Source organism: Stenotrophomonas africana, assembly GCF_013004645.1.
GTDB lineage: Bacteria > Pseudomonadota > Gammaproteobacteria > Xanthomonadales > Xanthomonadaceae > Stenotrophomonas > Stenotrophomonas africana.
The window spans coordinates 26,153-51,355 of sequence record NZ_JABEME010000010.1 but is presented as its reverse complement, the minus strand read 5'-3'; the positions used below and the strand labels follow the sequence as shown (position 1 = coordinate 51,355).

Genomic DNA, 25,203 nt, shown 5'->3' with positions numbered 1-25,203 from the left:
GATCGCGTGCGCGTCAGCCACGGAACATCAAAAGAAAAGCAGACCCGGGCCGCGCGGCGGCCCGGGTAGAGTCGAGCCACGCTCGACTCACGCGCGCAGCGCGGGCTTCGCTTTTCATTCTTTCATTGCGCGGCTGGCACGCACGGAAAAATGAGGGGCACGGGCGGGGGCGGTTCGCGGGGGTGTCCGCGCAATGGATGGCGCGGACAAGCCTCCAAGGACGGATTAACGGCGTCCCCCGCGAACCGACCCCGCCCGTGACCGCTCGATACTGTGGAATGCGCCAGCCGCGAGGGGCTCAGTCCGTTGGCCGCAAACCCCTCACCACTTGAACAGCACCAGGCTGATCGCCAGCGTGCCCATGCCGGCCACCAGCCCGTAAACCGTCTCGTGGCCCTTGGCATAGCGCTTGGCCGCCGGCAGCAGCTCATCCAGCGCCAGGAACACCATCACGCCGGCGATCAGCCCGAACACCCAGCCGAAGGTGGCGTGCGACAGTGATCCGGACAGCAGCCAGTAGCCAAGCGCCGCGCCCACCGGTTCGGCCAGGCCCGACAGCAGGCTGGCGCTGAACGCATAGAACTTGTTCTGGGTGGCGAAGTACACCGGCACCGCGATCGCGATGCCCTCGGGAATGTTGTGGATGGCGATGGCGAAAGCCAGTGGCATGCCCACCGATGGGCTTTCCAGTGTGGCAAAGAAGGTTGCCAACCCTTCCGGGAAGTTGTGCGCGGTGATCGCGACCGAGGTCAGCAGGGCAACCCGTTTCAGGTACTCGCGGCTGTTCTCGCGGAACGCCGGGTCCTGCTTGTCGAGGCTGTCATGCGGATTGGGAATGAAGTGGTCGATCAGCACGATCACGATCACGCCCAGCAGGAAAGCCAGGGTGCCGTAGGTGAAGCCGGTGCGCTCTCCATAGGCCAGTGCGAAGGAGGCAATGGACTTGTTGAGGATCTCTGACAGCGACACATAGACCATCGCGCCGCCGGCGAAAGCCAGGCCGAACGCCAGCAGGCGCGGATTGGGGCGGCGCGAGAACAGCACCAGCAGGCTGCCGATGGCGGTGGCGAGGCCGGCCGCGAGGGTGACCGCCAGCGCGATCCAGATGTTTTCGGGGGGAATCTGCAGCATGTACCGACGCGGTCCTGGTCAACAGACAGCCGCCCCGGGCAAGGCCGGGGCGGCGAGGGCGAGGCGGGCGTCGGCTGGCCTCGTCGGGGTACGGGCGATCAGCCGCCGCGGCGCAGCCGTTCTTCGATGGCGAAGCACTGGTCTGGCTTCGGCTGCGGCGGGTTGAAGCTGACCGGCACCTGGATGGTGGCCGGCACCGGTTGGCCGTTGCGGGTGGCAGCGTTGAACTGCCAGCCCTGCACGGCGGTCTTGGCCAGTTCATCCAGTTGCGGGTTGCCGGCCCCGGTCAACAGCGCGACCTCGCTCGGCTTGCCGTCGGTGCCGATGGTCACCTTGAAGGTGCTGGTGCCACCCACGCCCATGCAGGCCAGCTCCAGCGGGTACTGCGGCGGCGGCGTCTTCACTGCGGCCACTTCTGTCGGCGGCGGCGGTGGTGGTGCGGGCGGTTCGGACGCGCCACAGCCGGCCAGGCCGGTCGCAGCCATCAGGGACAGGCTCAACAAGCGTACGTTCATGGCAGTTGCTCCGTCAGGGCCGAAGTCTTTGCCGCGCAGATGAAGTCGTTCTCGCTCAGGCCGCCCACGTCGTGGGTGGAGAAGCGCACGACCGCGCGGTCGTAGTGCACGCCCAGGTCCGGATGGTGGTCCTCGCGGTGGGCGATCCAGGCCAGCGCGTTCACGAAGGCCATGGTGGCGTAGTAGTCCTTGAAGCGGAAGGTGCGCGACAGCGCCTGGCCACCCTCGCTCAGCTCCCAGCCGGGAATCTGCGGCAGCAGTTCAGCCAGGCGGGCTTCGCCAAGCTTGTGGTCGCTGCCTTTGCGCGGCACGCAACGGGCCTGGGCCAGTGGAATCAGGTCGGCCATGGGAATCTCCACCTCGTGTTGACTGAACAATGCGCCGGACGGTGTATAAACCGAATGAGCGGCTGACGCTTACTTGGCTAGAATAGCCTGATGATCCAGATCTCCGACACTGCCCAGACCCATTTCCGCAAGCTGATCGAACGCGAGGGCGTGCCCGGCATGGGCGTGCGCTTGAGTGCAGTCGACCCCGGCACCCCGCGCGCCGATGCCCGGCTTGAGTTCGCCGAACCCAGCGACCTGCTCGGTGATGAGTGGGCGGTGGACTGCGATGGCTTCACCCTCTACGTCGATGCGAGCAGCGTCGGCTGGCTCGACGGCGCCGAGATCGACATCGTCGCCGGCAGTGCCGGTACCCAGCAGCTGACCATCAAGGCGCCGCGCATCAAGGGCGAGGCCCCCGGCGATGCCGCGTCGCTGGTCGAGCGCGTGCACTGGGTGGTCGAGAACGAAGTCAATCCGCAGCTGGCCTCGCATGGCGGCAAGGTGGCCGTGCAGGAAGTGTCGGCCGAAGGCGTGGTGCTGCTGCGCTTCGGTGGTGGCTGCCAGGGCTGTGGCATGGCCGATGTGACGCTCAAGCAGGGTATCGAGAAGACCCTGATGGGCCGCGTGCCGGGTGTGACTGCCGTGCGCGACGCGACCGACCACGACAGTGGCCACGCGCCGTACATCCCTCGCGGCAACGCCGCCTGATCGCTGACGCGTGCCTCTGACCCGGGCCGAGCAACTTATCGACCTGCTGCTGGCCCGCCAGCAGCCACGCGCCGTCCTCGAGAAGTCCACGCGCCTGCCCTATGGCTGGGCGCTGTGGCTGCGTTCGCTGGGCCCGCTGCCGCGGCCGTTCCACGCCCGCGAAGTGATTGCGGTATTGCTGCCGCGCCCGCTGCCGGGACCGCCGGGCCAGTCGCCCCGGCTGTCATCGTGGCAGTCGCTGCGCCGGTTGTTCTGGCAGGACTGGGACGCAGCGCCGCGCGATCAGCGCTGGATGCGCTGGACCTCGGCGTTGGCCAGCGCGCTGCTGCACCTGCTGTTCTTCGTGCTGCTGCTGTGGGTTGCGGTGATCCGCACCACGGCACCGGAAGCAGAGGGCGCCGAAGGCGAGCGTGTGCAGGTGGAATTCGTCGGTCGCGCCAGCCAGGAAGGCGGGGGTGATCAGCCCGGCGCCGAAGCGGCTGCCGCTGCACCGGCCGGGCAGGTTGCCGCCGGCCAGGAAGCGGGGGCAGCGACGGCACCTGAGCCGCGTCCTGCAGCCGCGTCGGCGCCTGCGCCCGCACCGGCTCCAGCACCGACAGCCAGTGTGCCGTCGCCGCCGGCCGACGCCGAGCCGGCCCCGCTTGCGGCCCCGCCACCGTCGCCGGTGCAGGCCACCGAAGTGGCGCAGGCCAGCACCGATTTCGTGGTGCCGCCGGTCAGCGTGCCGCGCACCGAGGTCAGCATCGTGCCGCGTGACACCACACCCACGGTGCGCGAGCGCAGCGTGCAGCCGGTGCAGGCGCCGCCAACCCCAACCGCACCGCGTGCGCCGGAGATCGCGGTGCGGACGCCGCAGCTGCGTGACATCCCGGTGCAGGAGCGCGAAGTCAGTACGGTCGATGCACCGGCGGTGTCGCAGCCGCTGCGCACGGCCGATGTGCAGGTGCGCGTGCCGCAGCGCGACGTGCAGGTGCGCGAGCGTGAAGTGCAGGCAGTGGTCGATCCTCAGGTGCGGATGGCAACCGTCGCCGGTCGTGAGCCGGCAGTGCATGCGCCAGCGGGTCGTGACGTACAGGTGCGCGAGCGCGAAGTAGCCTCGGCACCGGCGGCAGCCCCTTCGTCTTCGAATGGGAGTGCACCTGCGGCAACACCTGCGCCGGCATCCAGTGGCAGCGCGACGCAGGCGAGCAGCAGCACTGCGCGGCCTGCTGCATCCACCACGACCCCGGCCCAGGCTGGAGCGCGTCCAGCCCCCGATCCGGGCAACTGGGCCACGCCCGCCAAGGGCGATGACTGGGGTGCATCGAGCCGCAACCATGACGGCGCCGACAACGGCGCCCGCCAGGCCAGCACCACCGGCAAGGGCAGTGGCCTGTTCAATGCCGATGGCAGCGTCCGCGTGCCGGGCCAGGAAGGCGAGGGTCGTGCCGAGCGCGGTGCACCCGGTGGTGCCAACGATGGCTGGAGCAAGGAACGCATCGCGCAATCGGGCACGTGGTTGAAGCGACCGCCGTACGACTACACGCCCACTTCGTTCGACAAGTACTGGGTCCCGCAGGAATCGCTGCTGGCCGAGTGGGTGCGCAAGGGCATCAAGTCGATGGAGATTCCGTTGCCGGGCACCGGCACGAAGATATCCTGTGTGATCTCGATCCTGCAGGCTGGTGGTGGCTGTGGCCTCACCAATCCGAACATGCAGGACCAGCCGGCGGTGGCGCGACCGCCACCGGATATCCCGTTCAAGAAGGAACTGCAGGAAGATAACGGGAGCCGCTAGGCAAGGGGCCGGACCCCACACGCCGGCCGCCCCGCGCTTTGGTGGGTGCCAACCCTGGTTGGCACAGAAGCGCCGACCAGGGTCGGCCTCTACCAAGGCACCGGCGCATGCCGACCAAGGTCGACATCCGCCAGGGCAGTGACCTTACGCGCTCTGCGACAGGAACACCCAGAACGGCACGTCGCGGCCGACCCAGTCGCGGCTGGTCTCGTCCATCACATCCAGCAGGGTGTCGAAGTCCTTCTGCGTGGAGGCGCGCAACGTGTCCACGTCGGCCAGGAACAGCGCGTAACCGTTGGCCGGCAGCCATTGCAGGTCGCGCAGGTTGTCCGACAGCGCATCCCAGTTGCCGCCGAAGCCGGCCGGAAAATCCAGTTGCGCGGCCAGCCGGGCGAGCAGGGTGCGCTTGTCGGCCACGCCTTCCAGATCGATGCGGATCACCTTCAGCCCGGCATCACGCATCGCTGCGGCCAGTGCGTCGATGTCGTCGCTGTCGATGGCGTAGACCCCAGCATTGTTGATGTCATGCAGGCCGAGGCCGAAATCATCGTGGCTCATCACTGCGCTCCCTGGGCCGGTACGGTAAAGCTGCGGAACGATTCGTAGTGGTCGTCGGTGTAGTACCACGCCTCCGGCGGATCGCCACCGGTGACGATGCGGCGCGTGCCGCGGGTACGCGCACCGGGGGTGTCGACGGTGTATTCGCGGTAGTAGCCACGCGGACGCTGTGGCAGCTGCTGTTCGCGGTTGCCGAAGGTGCTGCCGTCCTGGCGGTGCGGGAAGGGACCACCGCGCTGGATCAGGGCGATGGTCTGCCGGGCTTCGGCGGGCAGGAACGCGGGCAGGCCGCTGTCGTTGCCGGTTGCGGCCGTGGCCGGCGCGCGCGCGGCAGGCGTACCCTGCAGGTCCGGCGCGAACTGCGGCGCCGGCGGGCGCTGCATGAAATGGTTGACGACCAGGCCGAGCAGCAGCAGGGCGATGGCGGTGATCAGCAGCCGGGGGTTGCGCATGGGCAGGGAGCGGGCGAGGGTGGTGCAGGGACTGTAGCGCCAGTGCGCTGCACGGTGCATGAGGACGGCGTCGCGTCACTGCTGCGTAACAATTGCCGTCGTGCTCACTGGCAGGACGCAATTTCCTTTACATCCCCCTTGGTAATCTGGGGGTCTGTCCCCATCATTCACCGCGCAACGCCCGACACCGTCGGGTGCCCTCGCAATCAGGAGATGCATCATGGCCTATACCCTGCCCAAGCTGTCCTACGCCTACGACGCGCTGGAACCGCATATCGATGCGGCGACGATGGAAATCCATCACACCAAGCATCACCAGACCTACATCAACAACGTCAACGCGGCGCTGGAAGGCACCGAGTACGCTGACCTGCCGGTCGAAGAACTGGTGAAGAAGCTCAAGTCGCTGCCGGAGAACCTGCAGGGTCCGGTGCGCAACAACGGTGGCGGCCATGCCAACCACTCGCTGTTCTGGACCGTGATGGCTCCCAATGCTGGCGGCAACCCGGTGGGCGACGTGGCCAAGGCCATCGACAAGGACCTGGGCGGCTTCGACAAGTTCAAGGACGCCTTCACCAAGGCTGCGCTGACCCGTTTCGGCAGCGGCTGGGCGTGGCTGAGCGTGACCCCGGACAAGAAGGTCGTGGTCGAGAGCACCGGCAACCAGGACAGCCCGCTGATGGAAGGCAACACCCCCATCCTCGGCCTGGACGTGTGGGAGCACGCGTATTACCTGAAGTACCAGAACCGCCGTCCGGAATACATCGGCGCGTTCTTCAACGTCATCGACTGGAACGAAGTCGAGCGCCGTTACCAGGAAGCGATCGCCTGATTGCGTGACGGAATGACATGAGAAGGCCGGGGGAGACCCCGGCCTTTTTGTTTCCCAGCTTCTGGACGCCGGGCAGGACCTCTGGTGGGTGCCGACCTTGGTCGGCACGGGAGATGATGCGAGCGCAGTGGGAATGTGCCGACCAAGGTTGGCACCCACCGGGGCCGAAGGCGGGGCTATTCGGCGGTGGCCGTATCGCCCTGCAGGCGCAGGGTGGCCATCACGCCCAGGCGCAGGCCGGGCAGGTCGCCGTCGGCCGGCAGCAGGATCGGCTGCTGGCGGATGCCGCCGAAGTGCTTGACCTGGAACAGCACATCCAGGCCATGGCCACTCGCACCGCCGCCACTGGCCGCGGGCGGATCGGCGCGGCCGCCGGGATTGCGCCGGGCCGGCTGGAAGCCGGGCGTGCTGCGCACCAGTTCCACCGTGTTGGCGGAGAAATCACCGGCGATCAGGCTGGGCATGCCCTCGGAGGTGGCGCCGATCCAGGTCATCAGATCGCTGGTCTGATGCTGGCGGGCAGTGGCCTCGTCCAGGTCCGGGCGCAGTCGCGCCACATAGATGTTGACCAGCGCCTCGCCCAGCTTCAGCCGCATCATGCCGGCGGCGCTGAAGGTGCCGGGTGGATGCAGCAGGGTCACGCCATCCTCGCTGACCGGCAACCGGGTCAGCATCGCGTTGCCATGCCGCAGCGGCTGGCTGGGCGGATCGGCGGTAACGAAGTCGCAGCTGTAGCGCAGCCGGCTGGCCAGCCAGCAGGCCGGGTTGCGGCCCTGTTGCTGCAGCACCTGCTGCACCGAAATCACGTCCGGTTGCAGGTCGGTCAGCAGCTGCGCGACCTGCTCGCGGCGCTGTTTCCATTGCGTGTCATCGCGGCTGGGCAGTTCCAGCGCGGCCACCGTCAGTTGGCGAGCCTCGCCCCCGCCGGTGGCGGACGCCGGCGCCTGCGGCCGCGCCTGTGCCTGCAGCGCCAGCAACAGCGCAAGACAGCTGAGCAGGAGGCGGGCGTGGGCGAGGGGGCGCATAACGATAAGTTTACGCTTTTGTCGTGCAGGTTCCGTGACTTCCGGCGGGGCCAGGACGGCCTGCCATGGATTGGCACCGTCGTCATGCAGCCCTGCAGCGTGCTTCGCAAGCCCCGGTTCCGGTAACCTTGCGCCTTTCGCTTTGCAGGAATGCCTTACAGGATGAGCCACGACGCAGTTGCCCCCATCGCCGGCCAGGGAAGGATGCCGCGCCAGATTCCGTACATCATCGGCAATGAGGCCTGCGAACGGTTCAGTTTCTACGGGATGCGCAACATCCTGGTGCAGTTCCTGATCACCTCGCTGCTGCTGCAGGAAATCACTGCAGAGGGCCGTGCCGGTGAAGCCAAGGACATCATGCACAGCTTCATGATCGGCGTGTATTTCTTCCCGCTGCTCGGTGGCTGGCTGGCCGACAAGTTCTTCGGCAAGTACCACACCATCCTCTGGTTCAGCCTGGTCTACTGCGCCGGCCACCTGTGCCTGGCACTGTTCGAAAACAGCCGCGAAGGCTTCTTCCTCGGCCTGGGCCTGATCGCGCTGGGTGCCGGTGGCATCAAGCCGCTGGTGGCCTCGTTCATGGGTGACCAGTTCGACCAGAGCAACAAGCACCTGGCCAAGATCGTCTTCGACGCCTTCTACTGGATCATCAACTTCGGCTCGCTGTTCGCCTCGCTGCTGATCCCGCTGGTGCTGAAGAACTGGGGCCCGCAGTGGGCGTTCGGCATTCCGGGCATCCTGATGTTCATCGCCACCTTCGTGTTCTGGCTGGGCCGCAAGCGCTACGTGCTGGTGCCGTTGCCGCCGAAGGACCCGCACTCGTTCGCCAACGTGGTGCGCACCGCGCTGACCGCGCGCGTCGCCGGCCAGGGCCGTCCGGGCCTGGTGATCGCCGTGCTCGGCGGGGTGCTGGCAGTGGCCTCGTTCGGCCTGGTCGGTTCGTTGGGCATCGTGATCTGCCTGTGCCTGGCGCTGGTGGCCATCCTTGCCGGCATCGGGGGTGGCACCTGGCTGCAGCTGGACCGCGCCCGCGGCCAGCATCCGGCCGAAGCCGTGGAAGGTGTGCGTTCGGTACTGCGCGTGCTGGTGATCTTCGCGCTGACCACGCCGTTCTTCTCGCTGTTCGACCAGAAGGCCTCGACCTGGGTCCTGCAGGGCCAGCAGATGCAGATGCCGAGCTGGTTCACCGCCTCGCAGATGCAGGCGCTGAACCCGCTGCTGGTGATGATCCTGATCCCGTTCAACAACCTGGTGCTGTACCCGGCCCTGCGCCGCTTCGGCTTCGAGCCGACCGCGCTGCGCCGCATGACCGCCGGTATCGCCTTCAGCGGCCTGGCCTGGATCGTCATCGGTGGCATCCAGGTGGTAATGGACGGTGGCAATGCCATGTCGATCTTCTGGCAGATCCTGCCGTACGCGCTGCTGACCTTTGGTGAGGTGCTGGTCTCGGCTACCGGCCTGGAGTTCGCCTACAGCCAGGCGCCGCAGGCGATGAAGGGCGTGGTGATGAGCTTCTGGAACCTGACCACCACCATCGGCAACCTGTGGGTGTTGCTGTCCAACGCGGCGGTGCGCAATGACACGGTGACCCACCAGATCGCCGGCACGGGCCTGAGCGAGGCGGCGTTCCTGATGTTCTTCTTCGCCGGCTTCGCCTTCATCGCGGCGTTGGCCTTCGGTTGGTATGCGAAACGCTATCGTATGGTCGACAACTACCGTAGCGCCTGAGCCTGACATGACCCCCGTCAATCTGCTGTTGATCGCCATCACCGCCATCCTGTCGTGGATGGCGTTCAACAACCGCAAGCTGGCCGACCGCCTGATCCTCTGGCCGCCGGCCATCGACCGTCACCGCCAGTACGACCGGCTGGTGACCTATGGCTTCATCCACGCTGACTGGTCGCACCTGATCTTCAACATGATCACCCTGTTCTTCTTCGGGGGATTCATCGAGAGCGTGATGGTGCAGCTGACCGGCAGCTACCTGACCTATCCGGCGTTCTACATTGGCGCGCTGCTGGTTTCGATCCTGCCCAGCTACCTGAAGAACCAGAAGAATCCGAACTACCTCAGCCTGGGTGCGTCCGGTGCGGTGTCGGCGGTGCTGTTCGCCTTCATCCTGATCAAGCCGTGGTCGATCATCCTGGTGTTCTTCATCCCGGCGCCAGCCATCGTCTACGCCGCGTTCTATGTCGGCTACAGCATCTGGATGGACAAGCGCGGCGGTGACCGCATCAACCACAGTGCCCATCTGGCGGGCGCGGCGTTCGGCGTGATCTTCATGCTGGCCATGCAGCCGAGCATCTTCAACCACTTCCTGCGCGAGCTCTCCAACCCGACCTTCCGCCTCGGCGGCGGTTGATGGCGGCAGCGGGGCGGATCGGCAGCGATCCGCCCCGGCAGGCTCAGGCTGCGGTCTGCTGGCCGTAGGTGTCCATCAGGCGGGCGAACACTTCCTCGCCGATGCGCTGGAAATCCTGGTCTTCGGTCTGCCCTTCCACCGCCAGTTGCAGCAGGCCCTCCAGCAGGGCACGGTCGGTATCAGTATGGGAATCACTGGGGTGCATTGGTGCCTCCGCGGTGGTGCGCATGATCAACGGTCGCAAGGGCCGTGCCAGCCTGGCCGGACCCCTCCACAGGCGATAGCGGCCGCCGGCCCTCCAGCTTGAGGGTCGAAAACTGACGTGAACGGACTGGACTTGCCCCTGTTCAGGCTTCACGCGATCATGGCGCCCGGCTGCGCACCATCCACGCAGTCGCCGCAGGAGACAGTTCCATGGCTTCGGTCACGCCCCCCGGTCTGGCCTATGAGGTCGAACACGACCTGGCCAACCACCGCTTCACCGCCCGTGTGCGTGGACAGCTGGCGGTGCTCGATTACCAGATCAAACGCAGGCGCATGGTCATCACCCACACCGAGGTACCCGAGCCGATTGCCGGCCGTGGCATCGCAGGTGAGCTGACCCGCGTGGCACTGCGCTTTGCCCGCGAGCAGAAGTACAAGGTGGTGCCGGCATGTTCCTACGCCGAGGCCTTCCTGCAGCGGCACGAGGAGTACCACGACCTGCTCGTTGGCTGAATGCCAGCGGGCCACGCTTCAGCCATGGCAGGCGATGATGTACAAACATGAACAGGGGATCCCGATGAAGATTGGAAACAACCGGCCATTGCACGGCACCGTGCTGGCCGGCGTGGTGGGCGTGCTGTTGCTGGCCGGTTGCCAGCGTGAAAGCGAGCCGGCGCCGGCAGCCGACGCGGCACCCGCCGCCGAGGCCACCGCCGCCGGCGAAACGCCGGCCACCGAGGCGCCGCTGGACCTGCGAGACGTGATCGAGAACAACGAACGCGAAGTGGTGGGCATCAGTTACCCGGCCGGCATCGACCGCTACCCGGGCCTGGCGCGCGCGCTGCAGGACTATGCCACCAGCGCTCGCAGCGACCTGCAGCAGGCACTGGACGGGCTTGGCAACGACAAGCCGACCATGCCCTACGAGCTGTCGCTGAGCTTCGAGAAGTTGCTGGAAACGCCGCAGTTGGTGGTGGTCAGTGCCGACGGCAGCCGCTATACCGGTGGCGCCCATGGCGAACCGCTGGTGGCGCGCTTCGTGTGGCTGCCGCAGCATCAGCAGATGCTCAGCGCCGAAAAGCTGGTGGCCGATGCCAAGGGCTGGAAGGCGATCAGCGATTTCGTCGCCGACCAGTTGCGCGAACGCGTGGCCACCCGTCTCAGTGGCGAGGACATGGACCCGGCCCAGCTGCAGGAGTCGCTGCGCAACGCATCGCGCATGATCGCCGACGGTACCGGCCCGCAGGCCGACAATTTCAGCCAGTTCCAGCCGCTGACCGACGACAAGGGGCAGATCACCGCGCTGCGCTTTGTTTTCCCGCCGTACCAGGTGGGTCCATACTCGGACGGCACCCAGACCGCCGATGTACCGGCGGCGGTGCTGTTGCCGCACGTGGCCAAGGACTACGTGGAGCTGTTCGCACGCGGTTGACCGCAGTCGAGGAGGTGGTGTGGATACAGGGTTGCAGGAGCGGGTCGCCGGCCTGCTCCACGAAGCCGGGGTCCGCATCGGCGGCACCCAGCCACAGGACATCCAGGTGCATGACCCGCGCTTTTTCGCGCGGGTCATGGGCCACGGCTCGCTCGGCCTGGGCGAGAGCTACATGGACGGTTGGTGGGATGCCAACGTCCTGGATGAATTCCTCTTCCACCTGATGCAGGCGCACCTGGACGAACGGGTGCACGGTTGGCGCGAAGTGGCCGATGCACTGAAGGCGCGCCTGTTCAACCTGCAGGTCGGGCAGGGCAGCTACGAAGTGGGCCGCCGTCACTACGACCTCGGCAACGATCTCTACCAGGCCATGCTCGGTCAGCGCCTGGTCTACAGCTGCGGCTACTGGCGCAATGCCGACAATCTCGACGCCGCGCAGGAAGCCAAGCTCGACCTGGTCTGCCGCAAGCTGGGCCTACGCCCAGGCCAGCGCGTGCTGGACATCGGCTGTGGTTGGGGCGAAGCCCTGAAGTTCGCCGCAGAGCGCTACGGTGTCAGTGGCGTCGGCGTGACCATTTCGCAGGAACAGGCCGGGTTCGCGCGCGAACTGTGCGCGGGCCTGCCGATCGAGATCCGTCTGCAGGACTACCGCGAACTGCACGAACCGTTCGATGCGATCTTCTCGATCGGCATGTTCGAGCACGTCGGTGACAAGAACTACGCCAGTTTCTTCGAGGTGGCCAAACGCTGCCTGTCGTCGCGCGGGTTGCTGCTGCTGCACACCATCGGCACCAACATCTCGCGGCATCGCACCGATCCGTGGATCGCGCGCCACATCTTCCCCAATTCAATGCTGCCGTCGGCGGTGCAGATCACCAAGGCCTTCGAAGGGCATTTCGTGCTGGAGGACTGGCACAACTTCGGCACCGACTACGACCTGACCCTGCAGGCCTGGCGACGCAACGTGGAAGTGGCGTGGCCGCAGCTGGATGCGCGTTATGACGAGCACTTCCGGCGCATGTGGCGGTTCTACCTGGCCGGATCGATGGCGACCTTCCGCACCCGGCACGCGCAGCTGTGGCAGCTGGTGCTGTCGCCGGAAGGCGTGCCGGGCGGGTACGTGGCGCCACGCTAAAGGGTGCGCGGGGGGGGGGGGGGAGAGCGGGCCGGATGCGACACTCACTGACGCCAAATCCGTGTGTTGCACGGTCTGCTCCGCGCGTGGGCGTCGTCGACGCTAAGCTGTTGGGTCGGCGGGATTACCGCATTCCTGAAGGCGTTGCAGCATGGGTTGGGACATCACCTACCATCCAGTCGCGGATTCGGAGATCCGTGACATCTATTTCCGTGCGCTGGAGGACGTGACGCTGGTCGAGGCGCTGCAACAGCGGTTCCGGATCGAGCCGTTCTACATGGAGCAGTTGCAGGAACGCATCGACGAGGCTCGCTCGATCAGCGCCGAAGTGCCTTTCGAGAAGGGGCACGCGTTGTACCTGGCGATCGTGGCCGGTCACCTGCGCCGGTATCATTACCTTCGCGGGAGCGCCCTTTCGTTCTTCATCGACGACCCAGTGATTGCCCGTTATTTCGCGGACTGGCGGCAACTGGTGCCGCCGCAGTGGGCGGACGCCGCTGCCGGAAACCACCTGCGCGAGAACTACGGTGGTGGTGTGTTCATCACGCATGACCGGCTGAAGCAGATGCGCGCGGACTACGGCGGGGACAATGAACTGCGTGCGCGTCTGGACGAGCTGTTTTCCGATGGTCGACTGGCCGTGTTCTGGAGCGTTGTCGATGATGCCATCGGCAAGGAATGCGGATTGCTGGAAGCAAGCGAGGTGGTCGAGCCGAACCCGATGGACCTCAATGCATCGACCAGCATGAGCAATCTACTCAACTGCGCGCCCGATGGCGCGTTGCTGTACGCGGAGGCCGCCGCGGCCCAACTGCAGGAGTTCCTGGGTGCCCATGCCTCTCCTGCAGCTGCTCCAAAAAGCCGATGGTGGGAGCGGCTGTTCCGGCGGTGACCGGAGATCATCCACGGATGGATGGGATCTACCGGGACTGCAGTAGATCCACGCCATGGGTGGATGCCACAAAAAAACCGCCCGGTTTCCCGGGCGGTTTTCGTTTCAGGCTGCCGCAGCGGCGATCAGTTGCCGGCGCCGGTCAGGCCACGCTTTTCCAGCAGCGGTTCGATCTGCGGCTCGTGGCCGGCGAAATCGCGGAACAGCTGCATGGCATCCACACTGCCGCCCTTGGACAGCAGGGTGGCGCGGAAGTGGTCGCCGTTCTTGCGGCTCAGGCCGCCGTTGTCCTTGAACCACTTCTGGGTGTTGGCGTCGAGCACTTCCGACCAGATGTAGGCGTAGTAACCGGCCGAGTAGCCGCCCATGATGTGGCTGAAGTACGGGGTCTTGTAGCGCGGCGGAACCGGCGCGTAGTAGATGCCGTCCTTCTCCAGCGCGGCGCGCTCGAAGGCCATCACGTCCTTGGCGGCCGGCACCTGGTCGGCGCCGATCTGGTGCCAGCGCTGATCAAGCATGGCTGCACCCAGGTACTCGGTGGTGGCGAAGCCCTGGTTGAACTTGGCCGCCGCCAGCACCTTGTCCAGCAGTGCCTGCGGCATCGCCGAACCATTCTGGTAGTGCTTGGCGTAGTTCTTCAGGATGACCGGGTTGTCGGCCCACATCTCGTTGACCTGCGAGGGGAACTCGACGAAGTCACGCGGCACCGAGGTGCCCGAGAAGTACGGGTACTTCACGTTGGAGAACATGCCGTGCAGGGCGTGGCCGAACTCGTGGAAGGTGGTGTTCACTTCATCCCAGGTCAGCAGGGTCGGCTGGCCGGCCGGCGGCTTCGGGATGTTCAGGTGGTTGGCGACCACCGGCTTGAAGCCGGTCAGCTTGGACTGCGAGATGTAGGAGTTCATCCACGCACCACCGCGCTTGGAGGCGCGTGCATACGGGTCGAAGATGAAGATCGCCAGCTGGCTGCCGTCGGCGTCGAACACATCGTAGACGGTGACGTCATCGTGGTAGACCGGCAGGTCGGTGCGCTGCTTGAAGGTCAGGCCGAATTCCTGGCCGGCGGCGTAGAACACGCCGTTCTCCAGCACGTTCTTCATCTCGAAGTACGGCTTCAGCTGCGACTCGTCGAAGTTGTACTTGGCCTGGCGCACCTTCTCGCTGTAGAAGGCCCAGTCCCACGGTTCCAGCTGGAAGGTCGGCTTGCGCGCGGCCTTCTGTTCCTTGTCGATCATCGCCTGCAGGTCGGCGGCTTCGCGCTTGGCGTTGGCCACCGCGGCCGGGGCCAGCTTGCCCAGCATCGCGTTGACTGCTTCCGGGGTCTTGGCGGTCTGGTTGGTCAGGTTGTAGGCGGCGAAGTTCGGGAAGCCCATCAGCTTGGCCTTGTCGGCACGCAGCTGCATGATGCGCGAGACCAGCGCGGTGTTGTCGAACTCACCGCCGCGGCTGCCGCGGGTGGTCGAGGCTTCGTAGATCTTCTGGCGCAGGGCGCGGTTGGCCAGGTTGGTCAGCGGCGGCTGGCCGGTGGTGTTGAGCAGGGTAATCACATACTTGCCGTCCTGGCCGCGGGCCTTAGCGGCTTCGGCGGCGGCGGCGATCTGCTCCTTGGACAGGCCGTCCAGCTCCTTGACGTCGTCGACGGTGATCGCCGAGGCGTTCACTTCCGACTGCACGTTCTGGCTGAACTTGGTACCGAGGTTGGCCAGCTCGGCGTTCATGTCCTTCAACTTGGCCTTGTCGGCCTCGGACAGCTTGGCGCCAGCGCGCACGTAGTTGTCGTAGTACTTCTCGACCAGGCGCACGCCTTCGGCGTCCAGGCCCAGCTGGCTGCGGGTGTCATACAGCGCCTGGATGCGGGCGAACAGCTTGCCGTTCAGCGCGATCGCATCGCTGTGCGCGGCGAACTTGGCCGAGTAGTCGGCCTGCAGCTTCTTGCGGGTGTCGTTGGTGTCGGCGCCGACCAGGCTGAAGAACACAGTGGTCGCACGGTCGAGGATGTCACCGCTCTTTTCCAGGGCGATGATGGTGTTGTCGAAGGTCGGCTTGGCCTTGTTGTTGGCGATTGCCTCCACTTCCTTCAGCTGCTGCGCCATGCCGGCGTCGAAGGCCGGGGCGAAGTCACTGTCCTTGATCTTGTCGAACTGCGGGAAGTGCAGCGGCAGCGGGCTTTCGGCGAAAAACGGATTGGCCTGCTGGGCATTGGTGCTGGCAGCCGGGGTGGCGGCGCCGGCCGAGAAGGCGGGCAGGGCAAGGCCGAGGGACATGGCCACGGCAAGGGCAAGGCGAGTGGTCAAGGTAGGAACTCCGGTAAGGCAAACAAGGGCCCGAGGGTAACCCGGCCGGCGGCGCCCGCACTTGTGTCAAAAGGCATGTTACCGGGCCGGGCGCGGGTACCATGCAGTCACCGCCCACGGCCCGCTGCCATGACCACTGCCTACGATTTCAGCTTCCGCGACCTCGACGGCCAGCCGCAGGCGCTGGCCGGTTATCACGGCCACCCGTTGCTGCTGGTGAACGTCGCCAGCCGCTGTGGCTTCACCCCGCAGTACACCGGGCTGGAGCAGCTGTGGCAGGACTACCGCGAGCGTGGCCTGGTGGTGATCGGCTTCCCGTGCAACCAGTTCGGTGCACAGGAGCCCGGCGACGCCGCGCAGATCCGCCAGTTCTGTTCGCTGGATTATCCGGTCAGCTTCCCGCTGTCGGAGAAGATCGAGGTCAACGGCGAGAGGGCTGATCCGTTGTGGGCATGGCTGTCACGCCAGAAGCGCGGCCTGCTGGGCAGCGCCCGCATCAAATGGAATTTCAGCAAGTTCCTGGTCGATCGCCAGGGCAACGTGGTGGATCGCTTTGCACCCACCACCAAGCCGGAACAACTGCGCGGCGCGATCGAAGCGGTGTTGTAGAGCCGAGCCCACGCTCGGCTGCTTGTCCGGCCGACATTGAGGGCGCGCGGTGCGCGCGAGCCGAGCGTGGGCTCGGCTCTACCGGTGCGCCGCCTTATTTCTCGACGAACGCGCGCTCGAACACGTAGTGGCCCGGCTGGCCGATGCGAGGCGAGACCTGGAAGCCGCGGGCGTCGAGCACACTGCGCAGGTCGGCCAGCATCTGCGGGCTGCCGCAGATCATCGCGCGGTCGTTTTCCGGGTTCAGCTCCGGCAGGCCGAGGGTGCGCTGCATCTCTCCGCTTTCCATCAGCTGGGTCAGGCGGCCCTGGTTGGCGAACGGCTCACGGGTGACCGCCGGGTAGTACAGCAGCTTGTCGCCGATCATCTCGCCCAGAAACTCATGCTCGCGCAGTTCCTTCTCGAAGTAATCGCGATAGGCCAGGTCCTTTTCGTAGCGCACGCCGTGGCAGAGGATCACCTTCTCGAAGCGTTCGTAGGTTTCCGGGTCCTTGATGACCGACAGCCACGGTGCCATGCCGGTGCCGGTGCCCAGCAGGTACAGGTTCTTGCCCGGGTGCAGGTCGCTGATCAACAGGGTGCCGGTGGGCTTCTTGCCGACCAGCACCTTGTCACCCGGCTTGATGTGCTGCAGACGCGAGGTCAGCGGGCCGTCCTGCACCTTGATGCTGAAGAACTCCAGGTGCTCTTCCCAGTTGGCGCTGGCAATGGAATACGCACGCAGCAGCGGCCGCGCCTCGGTTTCCAGGCCGATCATCACGAACTGGCCGTTCTCGAAGCGGAAGCCGCTGTCGCGGGTGGTGGTGAAACTGAAGTAGGCGTCGGTCCAGTGACGGACCTCAAGCACCGTTTCGGCGCCAAAAGCGGAGGACATGGGCGTATCTATCAAAAGTCGTCGGAGGGATTCTATCTCAAATGAGACAAGTTCTCATTGGGCGGAACGAGAGGCGTTCTCAGCGATAACCGGCCGCCTGCAGCTCGAACAGCTCGGCATAACGGCCGCCTTCGGCCATCAGTTGCTCATGGGTGCCACTGGCCTCGATCCGGCCATCGGCCAGCACCAGGATGCGATCGGCCATGCGTACCGAAGAGAAGCGGTGGGAAATCAGCACTGCCGTACGATTATCCGCCAGCTCCCTGAACCGCTGGAACACTTCGAACTCACTGCGCGCATCCAGCGCTGCCGTTGGCTCATCCAGGATCATCACCTGCGCATTGCGCATCCACGCGCGGGCAATGGCGATCTTCTGCCACTGGCCGCCAGAGAGGTCCACGCCCTGCTTGAAGCGGCGGCCGATCAGCTGGTCGTAGCCGCCGGGCAGGTCGTCGATCACTTCCTCGGCCATGCCGCGCCGCGCGGCATCGGCGATGCGTGCCTGGTCATCCATCGCCTCGACCTGACCGACGCCGATGTTCTCGCCAGCGCTGAGGTTGTAGCGCACGAAGTCCTGGAAGATCACTCCGAGGTTGGCGCGCAGGTCGTCCAGGTCGTAGTCGCGCAGGTCGCGGCCATCGAGCAGGATGCGGCCCTCGTCCGGTTCGTACAGGCGTGCCAGCAGTTTGACCAGTGTGGTCTTGCCCGCGCCATTCTCGCCGACCAGGGCCAGCACTTCGCCGGCGTGCAGCTGGAAATCCAGATGGCGCACCGCCCATTGTTCGGCATCGGGATAGCGGAAGCCGACGTTCTCGAACACGAAGCCCTGGCGGATCGGCTGCGGCACGCGCGCGGCGTCTTCCCGCGAGTGGATTTCCGGCTCGATCTGGAAGAAAGAGAACAGGTCATCCAGGTACAGCGCCTGGCTGGCCACCTGCGAGAACCCGATCAGCAGGCCCTCCAGCAGCTGGCGCAGGCGCAGGAAGCTGCCGGCGAGGAAGGTCAGGTCGCCGATCGAGAAATCGCCGCGCACCGTGCGCCAGGCGATGTAGGCATAGGCGGTGTAGTAACCCAGCGTACCCAGCGCGGCCAGCAGCGTGCCCCAGAACGCGCGGCGCCGGGCCAGCGCCCGGTTGGCCTGGAACAACGCCACCGACAGGCGCCGGTAGCGCTCCACCAGGAAGCGGTGCAGGTTGTAGATCTTCACTTCCTTGGCCGTTTCCACGCTGGCGCCGAGTTGGCGCAGGTAGTCGAGCTGGCGGCGCTCGGGCGTCCACTGGAAGTTGAGGCTGTACCCGGCTGCGTTGAAGTGCGATTCGCCGATGAAGGCCGGCACCAGCGCCAGCGCCAGCAGCAGGATCAACCACGGCGCATACACCAGCAGGCCGACGGCGAGGCTGGCCACGGTGATCGCGTCCTGCACCTGGCCGAACAGCTGGCTCATCAGGTTCATCCGGCCCATGGTCTGGCGCCGCGCGCGGTCCAGCTTGTCCTGCAGGTCCGGGTCCTCGAAGTCCTCCAGATCCAGCGTTGCCGCGTGTTCCATCAGGCGGATGCTGGTGACGTTGGCGAACAGTTCGGAAAGCAGGGCGTCGGCATAGCTGACCAAACGGCCGAGCAGGTCCGAGGCGATGGCCAGGCCGAATTCCAGCGCCAGCAGGCCCAGCAGTGGATTGAGCACGCCGCTGGACAGCGCCTCCCCCAGCGGCGGGAAGCCGGCATCGTGCTGGCTCAGGTGCAGGGCGCTGTCGATGATCAGCTTGCCGACGTACAGCATCGCCACCGGCAGCAGGGCGCGGATCAGGCGCAGCCCGAGGCTGGCCAGGGTGAGCGCAGGGCTGGTCTGCCAGACCATGCGCAGAAACGGCGGCAGGTTGCGCATGGCCCTGAAGCGCTGGCGCAGGCTGGGTTTCTTCGCGGCGGCAGCGCCAGCGGTGGGGGTGGCAGGCATGCGCGTATTGTGCGCGCCTGATACGTGCAGAGGGGGTCAGTGCAGCCGTGTGGCCGACATCGGGGTCAGATCCCTTTGCACGGCAAAGGGCTATGAACCCAGCGACCCAGAGGGGATCAGAGCCCTTCGCGAAGCGAAGGGATCCGACCCTCCCGCATCCACGCACGGCGTGGATCTACCGTGTCGACCAAGGTCGACACCTGCCAACAGGTGCTGGAACCTCTCGAAGCCGGGGTGGGTCAGGCCGGCAGCGGCGGCAGCAGGCCCGCACCCAGACGGTTCCAGGCGTTGATCACTGCAATCCCCATGCTCAGGTCACTGATGCCCTTCTCATCGAAGTGCGGTGCCAGCGCGTCGAACGCCGCCTGCGACGGCGCACCGTCAGTCAGCCGGGTCAGTGCCTCGGCCCAGCCCAGCGCTGCACGCTCGCGGGCATCGAAGAAACGGCTTTCGTGCCAGGCGGGCAGGGTGTCCAGCTTGCGCGGCTCGATGCCGCCCTTGCGCAGCGCCGTGCCGTGCATGTCCATGCAGTAGCCGCAGCCGTTGAGCTGCGACACGCGCAGGAACACCAGTTCCATCAGGGTCGGATCGATCGAGCTGTCATGCACCGCCTGGCTGGTGGCCAGCAGGCCGTTGAAGGCATCGGCAGCCAGGCGGGTGTAGGGGACGCGGGGAGAAGTGTGATTGGACATCGGGGGCTCCACGGCGACCACGATGGCCGCCTTTCACTACCAGGACGCCGCACCGTCACCGCGCGTGACAACCTTCGGCAACTTTTCCGGATTCAGCACGCTGTACACGTTGGCGATGCGGCCATCGACCACTTCGATGGTGGTGACCGAGTGCAGGCGGCCACCCTGGAAGCGCAGGATCGCCGGCTCGCCGTTGACGTAGCCCAACTGCGCCGGATGCACCGCGCCGCGGCGGGCAATGGCCCAGAACAGGCGACCGATGCGCTCGGCGCCCAGCAGCGGGCGCACCGCTGCGGTGACCACACCGCCGCCGTCGGACACCAGCAACGCGTTGGTGTGCAGCAGGGCCTGGATCGCCTTGCTGTCGCCGCGCTGCGAGGCATCCATGAAGCGCGCCAGCAGCTGCCGGTGCTGGCTGGCATCGGCGTTGAAGCGCGGTCGTCCGGCCTGCAACCGCTGCCGGGCGCGATGCACCAGCTGCCGGCAGTTGGCCTCGCTGTGGCCGATCAGGTCGGCGATTTCGCGGTAGTCGTGGTCAAAGGCCTCCTTCAGCAGGAAGGCGGCGCGTTCCTCGGGGCCGAGCTGTTCGAGCAGGGTCAGGAAGGCGACCGAGACGTCGTCGGCCAGCGCATGCAGCTGGGCCGGGCCGGGCGCCGGGTCGGGCTCCAGGGTGACCGCCAGCGGCTCGGCCAGCCATGGGCCGACGTAGTGCACGCGCTCGCGCTTGGCCGCGCGCAGCCGGTCCAGGCCGAGCCGGGTGGTGGTGGTGACCAGCCAGGCTTCGGGGTCGCGGACGGCCGCCGGATCGGCACCGGACCAGCGCAGCCAGGCATCCTGGACCACGTCTTCGGCGTCGGCGCGACTGCCGAGCAGGCGGTAGGCCAGGGCCATCAGGCGCGGGCGGTGGGTCTGGAAAGCGGTTTCGGCGTTCATGTGGGCAAGGACGCCGCAGTGGCGCGTGGCGTGACAGAGGGCTTGCGTGGATATTGCCGGCCAGCGGCCGGTACTACCACCCTGCGGCCGGGGGAGGGGGTAAAATGGGCGGATTACCCCCGCCAGCCTCCAGCAAGCGAGCAAGTCGTGACATCGATCAAGCAGGAAGACCTCATCCAGTCCATCGCCGACGCGCTGCAGTACATCTCGTACTACCACCCGGTCGATTACATCAAGAACCTTGCCGCCGCCTACGAGCGCGAGGAGTCGCCGGCCGCGAAGGAAGCGATGGCGCAGATCCTGATCAATTCACGCATGTGCGCCGAAGGCCACCGTCCGATCTGCCAGGACACCGGCATCGTCACCGTGTTCCTGGAAATCGGCATGGACGTGCGTTGGGACGACGCCACCATGGGCGTGGAAGACATGGCCAATGAAGGCGTGCGCCGCGCCTACATGCACCCGGACAACAAGCTGCGCGCCTCGGTGCTGGCTGATCCGGCCGGCAAGCGCATCAACACCAGGGACAACACCCCGGGCGTGGTCAACGTGAAGGTGGTGCCGGGCAACAAGGTCGACGTGATCGTCGCCGCCAAGGGCGGTGGTTCGGAAGCGAAGACCAAGTTCGCCATGCTCAACCCGTCCGACTCGATCGTCGACTGGGTGCTGAAGACCGTGCCGACCATGGGCGCCGGCTGGTGCCCGCCGGGCATGCTCGGCATCGGCATCGGTGGCACCGCCGAGAAGGCGATGCTGCTGGCCAAGGAAGCGCTGATGGAGCCGATCGACATCACCGAGCTGCAGGCGCGTGGCGCGTCCAACCGCATCGAAGAGCTGCGCCTCGAGCTGTACGAGAAGGTCAACGCGCTGGGCATCGGTGCGCAGGGCCTGGGCGGTCTGACCACCGTGCTCGACATCAAGATCAACGACTACCCGACGCACGCGGCCAACCTGCCGGTGGCGATGATCCCGAACTGCGCGGCCACCCGCCATGCGCACTTCACCCTCGATGGCAGCGGCCCGGTGATGCTGGACCCGCCGTCGCTGGAAGACTGGCCGAAGCTGACCTACGACGCGTCCAAGGGCACCCGCGTGGACCTGGACACGATCACGCCGGAAGACGTGGCCAGCTGGAAGCCTGGCCAGACCCTGCTGCTCAACGGCAAGCTGCTGACCGGCCGCGATGCTGCCCACAAGCGCATCGTCGACATGCTCAACAAGGGCGAGGAACTGCCGGTCGATCTGAAGGGTCGCTTCATCTATTACGTCGGCCCGGTCGATCCGGTGCGCGACGAAGTGGTGGGCCCGGCCGGTCCGACCACGGCGACCCGCATGGACAAGTTCACCGAGCAGGTGCTGGCACAGACCGGCCTGCTGGGCATGGTCGGCAAGGCCGAGCGCGGCCCGGCCGCCATCGAGGCCATCAAGAAGCACAAGTCGGCCTACCTGATGGCCGTCGGTGGTTCGGCCTACCTGGTGTCCAAGGCGATCAAGGCGGCCAAGGTGGTCGGCTTCGCCGACCTGGGCATGGAAGCGATCTACGAGTTCACCGTGCAGGACATGCCGGTGACCGTGGCCGTCGACTCCACCGGTGAATCGGTGCACAAGACCGGCCCGCGCGAATGGCAGGCCCGCATCGGCAAGATTCCGGTGGTGGTGGAGTAATTCCGCACGTTTCGGTGCAGACAACGGCGCCCGTGTGGCGCCGTTGTTGCAACTGGAGGGAGGATTAACGCGCCTGTAGCCCTTGCTCTGCTACGGTCGGCGCACCCTCGCACAGGACGTGTCCATGGCCCTGCATCGATTCATCGTGGTAGGCATGCTGCTGGCGCTGGCTGGCTGCAACACCCCAGCGTCGTACGAAGGCGCGGATTTCCCTGCCTCCGCGCAGTGCCGCATGCAATGCCAGGCCAGCTATCGCAGCTGCATGGCCCAGAACGATTCGCTCGGCAGTCGCCAGAGCAATTGCGAGCAGCAGGTGGTGCCGGCGCCGGACAAGCGCTGCAAGGACGTTTCCAACCCCGAACTGCGCCGTTCCTGTGAACTGAAGGCGCATGACTGCACGATGCGCGCGCCGATGATGTCCTGTGGCGAACGCCGCGATACCTGCATGAGCAGTTGCGGCTGAGCGGCGACAGCCGGTGTGGGCGCATAATCGGTCGATCCATCCACACAGGACCCGCGCATGAGCACCACGCTGTATGGTTCAACCAGCACCGCCGCCCTGGTGGTGCATTGGCTGCTGATCGAGCTGGGCATCGAGCACGAACTGGTGCTGCTGGATTTCGACGCGCGCGAGCACAAGTCGGCGCAGTACCTGGCACTGAATCCGGCCGGTGTGGTGCCGACGCTGCTCATCGATGGCCTGGTACTGACCGAAGCGGCGGCCATTGCGTTGTACCTGGCTGATCGCCATCCGGACGCCAACCTGCTGCCCGCGCTGGGCACGCCGCAGCGCGCCGATGCCTACCGCTGGATGTTCTGGTGTGCCAATACGCTGCAGCCGGCCTATCGCGCCTGGTTCTATCCGCATGAGGTGGCGGGCGAGGCGAACGTCGAGGCGAGTCGCGAGATGGCCCGTCAGCGCCTTGAAGCGGCCTGGCAGCATGTGGCCACGCACCTGCAGGCGCATGGCCCTTACCTGCTGGGCACCACGCCCTGCGTGGTCGACTACATGCTGGTGATGCTGATGCGCTGGTCGCGCAACATGCCGAAGCCCAGCGACACCTGGCCGGAGCTCAAGGCACATGCCACGTCGATGAAGGCGCGCCCGGCGTTCGCCGAGGTGTACCGCCGCGAAGGCATCACCGACTGGCGGTAACCTGTTCTGTAGAGCCGAGCCATGCTCGGCTGCTGTTCGCGTGCAGTCCATGAATGCAGCCGAGCATGGCTCGGCTCTACCAACGCAGTGCGGATTACAGGATCTCCAGCACCGTTTCGGGCGGGCGGCACAGCCGCGTGCCCTTGTCCGTGCGCACCACGGGGCGGTTGATCAGCCGCGGATGTTCGGCCATCGCGGCCAGCAGCGTGGCCTCGCCTGCATCTTCCAGGCCCAGTTCGGCGAACTGCGCTTCCTTGCTGCGCACCAGATCACGCGCGCTCAATCCGGATTCGGCCAGCACCTGGCGCAGTGTGGCCACATCGGGTGGATTGCCGAGGTACTCGATCACCTCCGGCTCAAAGCCCGCATCGCGAATCAGCTTCAATGCGCCGCGTGAATTGCTGCAGGCCGGGTTGTGCCAGATCGTCACGTCCATCAGAACCACTCCAGCAGGGACACGCCCACACCCACGTAGGTAGCCTTGTGGTTGTAGTCGATCAGGCTTTCGCCGTAGCCGTCGAAGACCTGCACATGGCCGCGCAGCAGGTTGCTGATCGGGAAGCCGTAGTCCAGCTGCAGGGCGCCGTGCGAGCGGCTGCCGGTGCGCAGCGAATGGCGCGCCATCAAAGAGACTTCGTGGCCGTTGCGGTTCCAGGTCAGGGTCGCGTCACCGCGGCCCATGTAATCCTCGATGTCCGGGTTGTTGTCGTCGCTGCGCGTCTCGGGAATGCGGTACCACGGCCGCAGCACCAGCGCCCAGTTCTCACGGTCCAGGCCGATGTTGAGCATCACCCGGTTCCAGCTGCGCGACAGCGGATCAGCGCGGCCATTGGACTGGTGGTTCAGCGCGATGCCGGTCATGCGCCCGCGCCAGCCACCGATCGAATAGCCGTTGCGGAACACCATCATCACTTCCGGCTCGTAATTGGTTTCGCGGAACGGGCGCGAATCCTCGCCGTTGTAGGCCTGCCAGCGCGAGCTCTGGGTGTAGCCGGCCCAGATATCGCCGTTGTCGCCGAACAGGTTCTCGGCGATCTTGGTCTTGAAGCTGATCTGGAACTTCAGTTCGGCACTGTCCAGCACCTGCGGCGTGGTGACCGTGTTGGCCGGGTTCGGCGAATGCGGCGTGGTGTTGCGGTCGCTGGTCCAGAACGCCGGCAGCAGGTACACCGGCTTGTAGGCACGCAGCTGGAATGGACCCAGCTTGGAGTCTTCGGCCAGTTCCCAGCGGCTGTCCAGCAACGAACCACGGCCGGCGTTGGCCAGTGCGCTGTCCGGTGTTGCCGGACGGAACAGGTCGCTGACCCGTTCGCGCAGTTTCTCTTCGCCCTGGCTCACGCGTGCGGTCTTGCGCTCTTCGCGAAGGGCCTGCGCGGCCGCCTCGGCAGCGGCGTCGGCAGCCGCCGTGGCCTGCGGGGTGTGCGCGAACAGCCGGTCATAGCAGGCCAGGCGCGCCGCGTCGGTGGTGATGGCCGCGCAAGCGGCCGGCGAGGTGTCGGTGCTGGGCACGAACTCCTGCGCGGCCAGCGGCGCACTGGCCAGGGCCAGCGCCAGCGGTGCAAGGCGGGGAAGCAGCGAGGGGAGGGTCATTCCAGCAGGCCCTTCGGTGACTATGGGGATCGCACAGTGTGGCGGCTGCACCGGATTGCGGCCAGCCCCACGGTATATGCACGGCCA

General features: G+C 66.3%; 27 protein-coding genes. 13 read left to right on the top strand and 14 right to left on the bottom strand.

The genetic code is table 11. From position 1 onward, the window contains the following. Window positions 1–321: 321 nt before the first annotated feature. The 3 genes from zupT to HLA98_RS16535 all read right to left on the bottom strand — a co-directional run bounded on the left by zupT (window position 322) and on the right by HLA98_RS16535 (window position 1,993). Window positions 322–1,131: a zinc transporter ZupT gene (zupT, locus tag HLA98_RS16545; protein ID WP_010486740.1), complete on the bottom strand. Its 810-nt coding sequence runs from the start codon at window positions 1,129–1,131 to the stop codon at window positions 322–324. Between the two features lie 98 nt (window positions 1,132–1,229). Further along, the gene (locus HLA98_RS16540) at window positions 1,230–1,646 is read right to left on the bottom strand and encodes an energy transducer TonB (RefSeq protein ID WP_057500148.1); all 417 of its coding nucleotides are present in this window, start codon (window positions 1,644–1,646) and stop codon (window positions 1,230–1,232) included. Continuing rightward, entirely contained in the window at window positions 1,643–1,993 is a 351-nt protein-coding gene (locus HLA98_RS16535) for a 4a-hydroxytetrahydrobiopterin dehydratase (RefSeq protein ID WP_006456031.1), read from the bottom strand. The genes HLA98_RS16540 and HLA98_RS16535 overlap by 4 nt, the downstream gene beginning before the upstream one ends. A gap of 90 nt (window positions 1,994–2,083) precedes the next feature. On the opposite strand from HLA98_RS16535, the gene HLA98_RS16530 reads away from it, so the two are divergent. Next, the gene (locus HLA98_RS16530) at window positions 2,084–2,683 is read left to right on the top strand and encodes an NfuA family Fe-S biogenesis protein (protein WP_057500147.1); all 600 of its coding nucleotides are present in this window, start codon (window positions 2,084–2,086) and stop codon (window positions 2,681–2,683) included. A 10-nt stretch (window positions 2,684–2,693) separates the two neighbouring features. Beyond that, window positions 2,694–4,460, top strand: a complete 1,767-nt coding sequence (locus tag HLA98_RS16525) for a hypothetical protein (protein ID WP_057500146.1) — start codon at window positions 2,694–2,696, stop codon at window positions 4,458–4,460. Window positions 4,461–4,604: 144 nt separating this feature from the next. On the opposite strand, the gene HLA98_RS16520 is transcribed toward HLA98_RS16525, so the two are convergent. Next, window positions 4,605–5,018, bottom strand: coding sequence for a barstar family protein (locus HLA98_RS16520; RefSeq protein ID WP_049449230.1), 414 nt, complete (start codon window positions 5,016–5,018; stop codon window positions 4,605–4,607). After that, window positions 5,018–5,470, bottom strand: a complete 453-nt coding sequence (locus HLA98_RS16515) for a guanyl-specific ribonuclease (RefSeq protein ID WP_057500149.1) — start codon at window positions 5,468–5,470, stop codon at window positions 5,018–5,020. The genes HLA98_RS16520 and HLA98_RS16515 overlap by 1 nt, the downstream gene beginning before the upstream one ends. A gap of 220 nt (window positions 5,471–5,690) precedes the next feature. Here HLA98_RS16515 and HLA98_RS16510 point away from each other — a divergent pair, with 220 nt between their 5' ends. After that, window positions 5,691–6,302: a superoxide dismutase gene (locus HLA98_RS16510; RefSeq protein WP_005410310.1), complete on the top strand. Its 612-nt coding sequence runs from the start codon at window positions 5,691–5,693 to the stop codon at window positions 6,300–6,302. A gap of 176 nt (window positions 6,303–6,478) precedes the next feature. Here HLA98_RS16510 and HLA98_RS16505 read toward each other — a convergent pair whose 3' ends face one another. Then, window positions 6,479–7,327, bottom strand: coding sequence for an endonuclease/exonuclease/phosphatase family protein (locus tag HLA98_RS16505; RefSeq protein WP_057500145.1), 849 nt, complete (start codon window positions 7,325–7,327; stop codon window positions 6,479–6,481). A 162-nt stretch (window positions 7,328–7,489) separates the two neighbouring features. Here HLA98_RS16505 and HLA98_RS16500 point away from each other — a divergent pair, with 162 nt between their 5' ends. Next, window positions 7,490–9,055 (top strand): POT-type proton-dependent oligopeptide transporter, encoded by a 1,566-nt coding sequence (locus HLA98_RS16500; protein ID WP_057500144.1) that lies wholly within the window; start codon window positions 7,490–7,492, stop codon window positions 9,053–9,055. 7 nt (window positions 9,056–9,062) lie between these two features. Next, window positions 9,063–9,689, top strand: coding sequence for a rhomboid family intramembrane serine protease (locus tag HLA98_RS16495; RefSeq protein WP_057500143.1), 627 nt, complete (start codon window positions 9,063–9,065; stop codon window positions 9,687–9,689). Window positions 9,690–9,732: 43 nt separating this feature from the next. Here the strand turns inward: HLA98_RS16495 and HLA98_RS16490 are convergent, their stop codons facing one another. After that, window positions 9,733–9,894, bottom strand: coding sequence for a hypothetical protein (locus HLA98_RS16490; RefSeq protein ID WP_162838400.1), 162 nt, complete (start codon window positions 9,892–9,894; stop codon window positions 9,733–9,735). Window positions 9,895–10,103: 209 nt separating this feature from the next. Between HLA98_RS16490 and HLA98_RS16485 the strand changes: the two genes are divergently transcribed. The 4 genes from HLA98_RS16485 (at window position 10,104) to HLA98_RS16470 (ending at window position 13,352) form a co-directional block, all read left to right on the top strand. Continuing rightward, window positions 10,104–10,406: a GNAT family N-acetyltransferase gene (locus HLA98_RS16485; protein WP_006455911.1), complete on the top strand. Its 303-nt coding sequence runs from the start codon at window positions 10,104–10,106 to the stop codon at window positions 10,404–10,406. Window positions 10,407–10,443: 37 nt separating this feature from the next. Further along, the gene (locus HLA98_RS16480) at window positions 10,444–11,325 is read left to right on the top strand and encodes a PdaC/RsiV family protein (RefSeq protein WP_057500142.1); all 882 of its coding nucleotides are present in this window, start codon (window positions 10,444–10,446) and stop codon (window positions 11,323–11,325) included. 19 nt (window positions 11,326–11,344) lie between these two features. After that, window positions 11,345–12,460, top strand: a complete 1,116-nt coding sequence (gene cfa, locus HLA98_RS16475; protein WP_129550507.1) for a cyclopropane fatty acyl phospholipid synthase — start codon at window positions 11,345–11,347, stop codon at window positions 12,458–12,460. A gap of 151 nt (window positions 12,461–12,611) precedes the next feature. Continuing rightward, window positions 12,612–13,352 (top strand): hypothetical protein, encoded by a 741-nt coding sequence (locus HLA98_RS16470; RefSeq protein ID WP_057500678.1) that lies wholly within the window; start codon window positions 12,612–12,614, stop codon window positions 13,350–13,352. A 125-nt stretch (window positions 13,353–13,477) separates the two neighbouring features. On the opposite strand, the gene HLA98_RS16465 is transcribed toward HLA98_RS16470, so the two are convergent. Continuing rightward, complete coding sequence (locus HLA98_RS16465; protein ID WP_057500677.1) at window positions 13,478–15,646, bottom strand: M3 family metallopeptidase; 2,169 nt, start codon at window positions 15,644–15,646, stop codon at window positions 13,478–13,480. 129 nt (window positions 15,647–15,775) lie between these two features. Between HLA98_RS16465 and HLA98_RS16460 the strand changes: the two genes are divergently transcribed. Then, window positions 15,776–16,255: a glutathione peroxidase gene (locus tag HLA98_RS16460; protein WP_057500676.1), complete on the top strand. Its 480-nt coding sequence runs from the start codon at window positions 15,776–15,778 to the stop codon at window positions 16,253–16,255. A 94-nt stretch (window positions 16,256–16,349) separates the two neighbouring features. Here HLA98_RS16460 and HLA98_RS16455 read toward each other — a convergent pair whose 3' ends face one another. The 4 genes from HLA98_RS16455 to HLA98_RS16440 all read right to left on the bottom strand — a co-directional run bounded on the left by HLA98_RS16455 (window position 16,350) and on the right by HLA98_RS16440 (window position 20,705). Continuing rightward, the gene (locus HLA98_RS16455) at window positions 16,350–17,129 is read right to left on the bottom strand and encodes a ferredoxin--NADP reductase (RefSeq protein ID WP_049449213.1); all 780 of its coding nucleotides are present in this window, start codon (window positions 17,127–17,129) and stop codon (window positions 16,350–16,352) included. 79 nt (window positions 17,130–17,208) lie between these two features. Continuing rightward, a complete protein-coding gene (locus HLA98_RS16450; RefSeq protein ID WP_057500675.1) occupies window positions 17,209–19,080 on the bottom strand; it encodes an ABC transporter ATP-binding protein in 1,872 nt (623 codons plus the stop codon). A gap of 239 nt (window positions 19,081–19,319) precedes the next feature. Further along, the gene (locus HLA98_RS16445) at window positions 19,320–19,772 is read right to left on the bottom strand and encodes a carboxymuconolactone decarboxylase family protein (RefSeq protein WP_057500674.1); all 453 of its coding nucleotides are present in this window, start codon (window positions 19,770–19,772) and stop codon (window positions 19,320–19,322) included. A 36-nt stretch (window positions 19,773–19,808) separates the two neighbouring features. After that, complete coding sequence (locus tag HLA98_RS16440; protein ID WP_057500673.1) at window positions 19,809–20,705, bottom strand: RNA polymerase sigma-70 factor; 897 nt, start codon at window positions 20,703–20,705, stop codon at window positions 19,809–19,811. Between the two features lie 147 nt (window positions 20,706–20,852). On the opposite strand from HLA98_RS16440, the gene HLA98_RS16435 reads away from it, so the two are divergent. From HLA98_RS16435 to HLA98_RS16425, 3 genes are all read left to right on the top strand, one after another. Then, entirely contained in the window at window positions 20,853–22,370 is a 1,518-nt protein-coding gene (locus HLA98_RS16435) for a fumarate hydratase (protein WP_057500672.1), read from the top strand. 124 nt (window positions 22,371–22,494) lie between these two features. Then, entirely contained in the window at window positions 22,495–22,833 is a 339-nt protein-coding gene (locus HLA98_RS16430; RefSeq protein ID WP_057500671.1) for a hypothetical protein, read from the top strand. Between the two features lie 57 nt (window positions 22,834–22,890). After that, window positions 22,891–23,526, top strand: coding sequence for a glutathione S-transferase family protein (locus tag HLA98_RS16425; RefSeq protein ID WP_049449201.1), 636 nt, complete (start codon window positions 22,891–22,893; stop codon window positions 23,524–23,526). A 94-nt stretch (window positions 23,527–23,620) separates the two neighbouring features. Here the strand turns inward: HLA98_RS16425 and arsC are convergent, their stop codons facing one another. Together arsC and HLA98_RS16415 are read right to left on the bottom strand one after the other, a co-directional pair. Beyond that, window positions 23,621–23,962, bottom strand: a complete 342-nt coding sequence (gene arsC / locus HLA98_RS16420) for an arsenate reductase (glutaredoxin) (RefSeq protein WP_057500670.1) — start codon at window positions 23,960–23,962, stop codon at window positions 23,621–23,623. Then, complete coding sequence (locus HLA98_RS16415) at window positions 23,962–25,116, bottom strand: phospholipase A (protein ID WP_049449197.1); 1,155 nt, start codon at window positions 25,114–25,116, stop codon at window positions 23,962–23,964. Before HLA98_RS16415 ends, arsC begins: the two co-directional genes overlap by 1 nt. Window positions 25,117–25,203 lie beyond the last annotated feature (87 nt).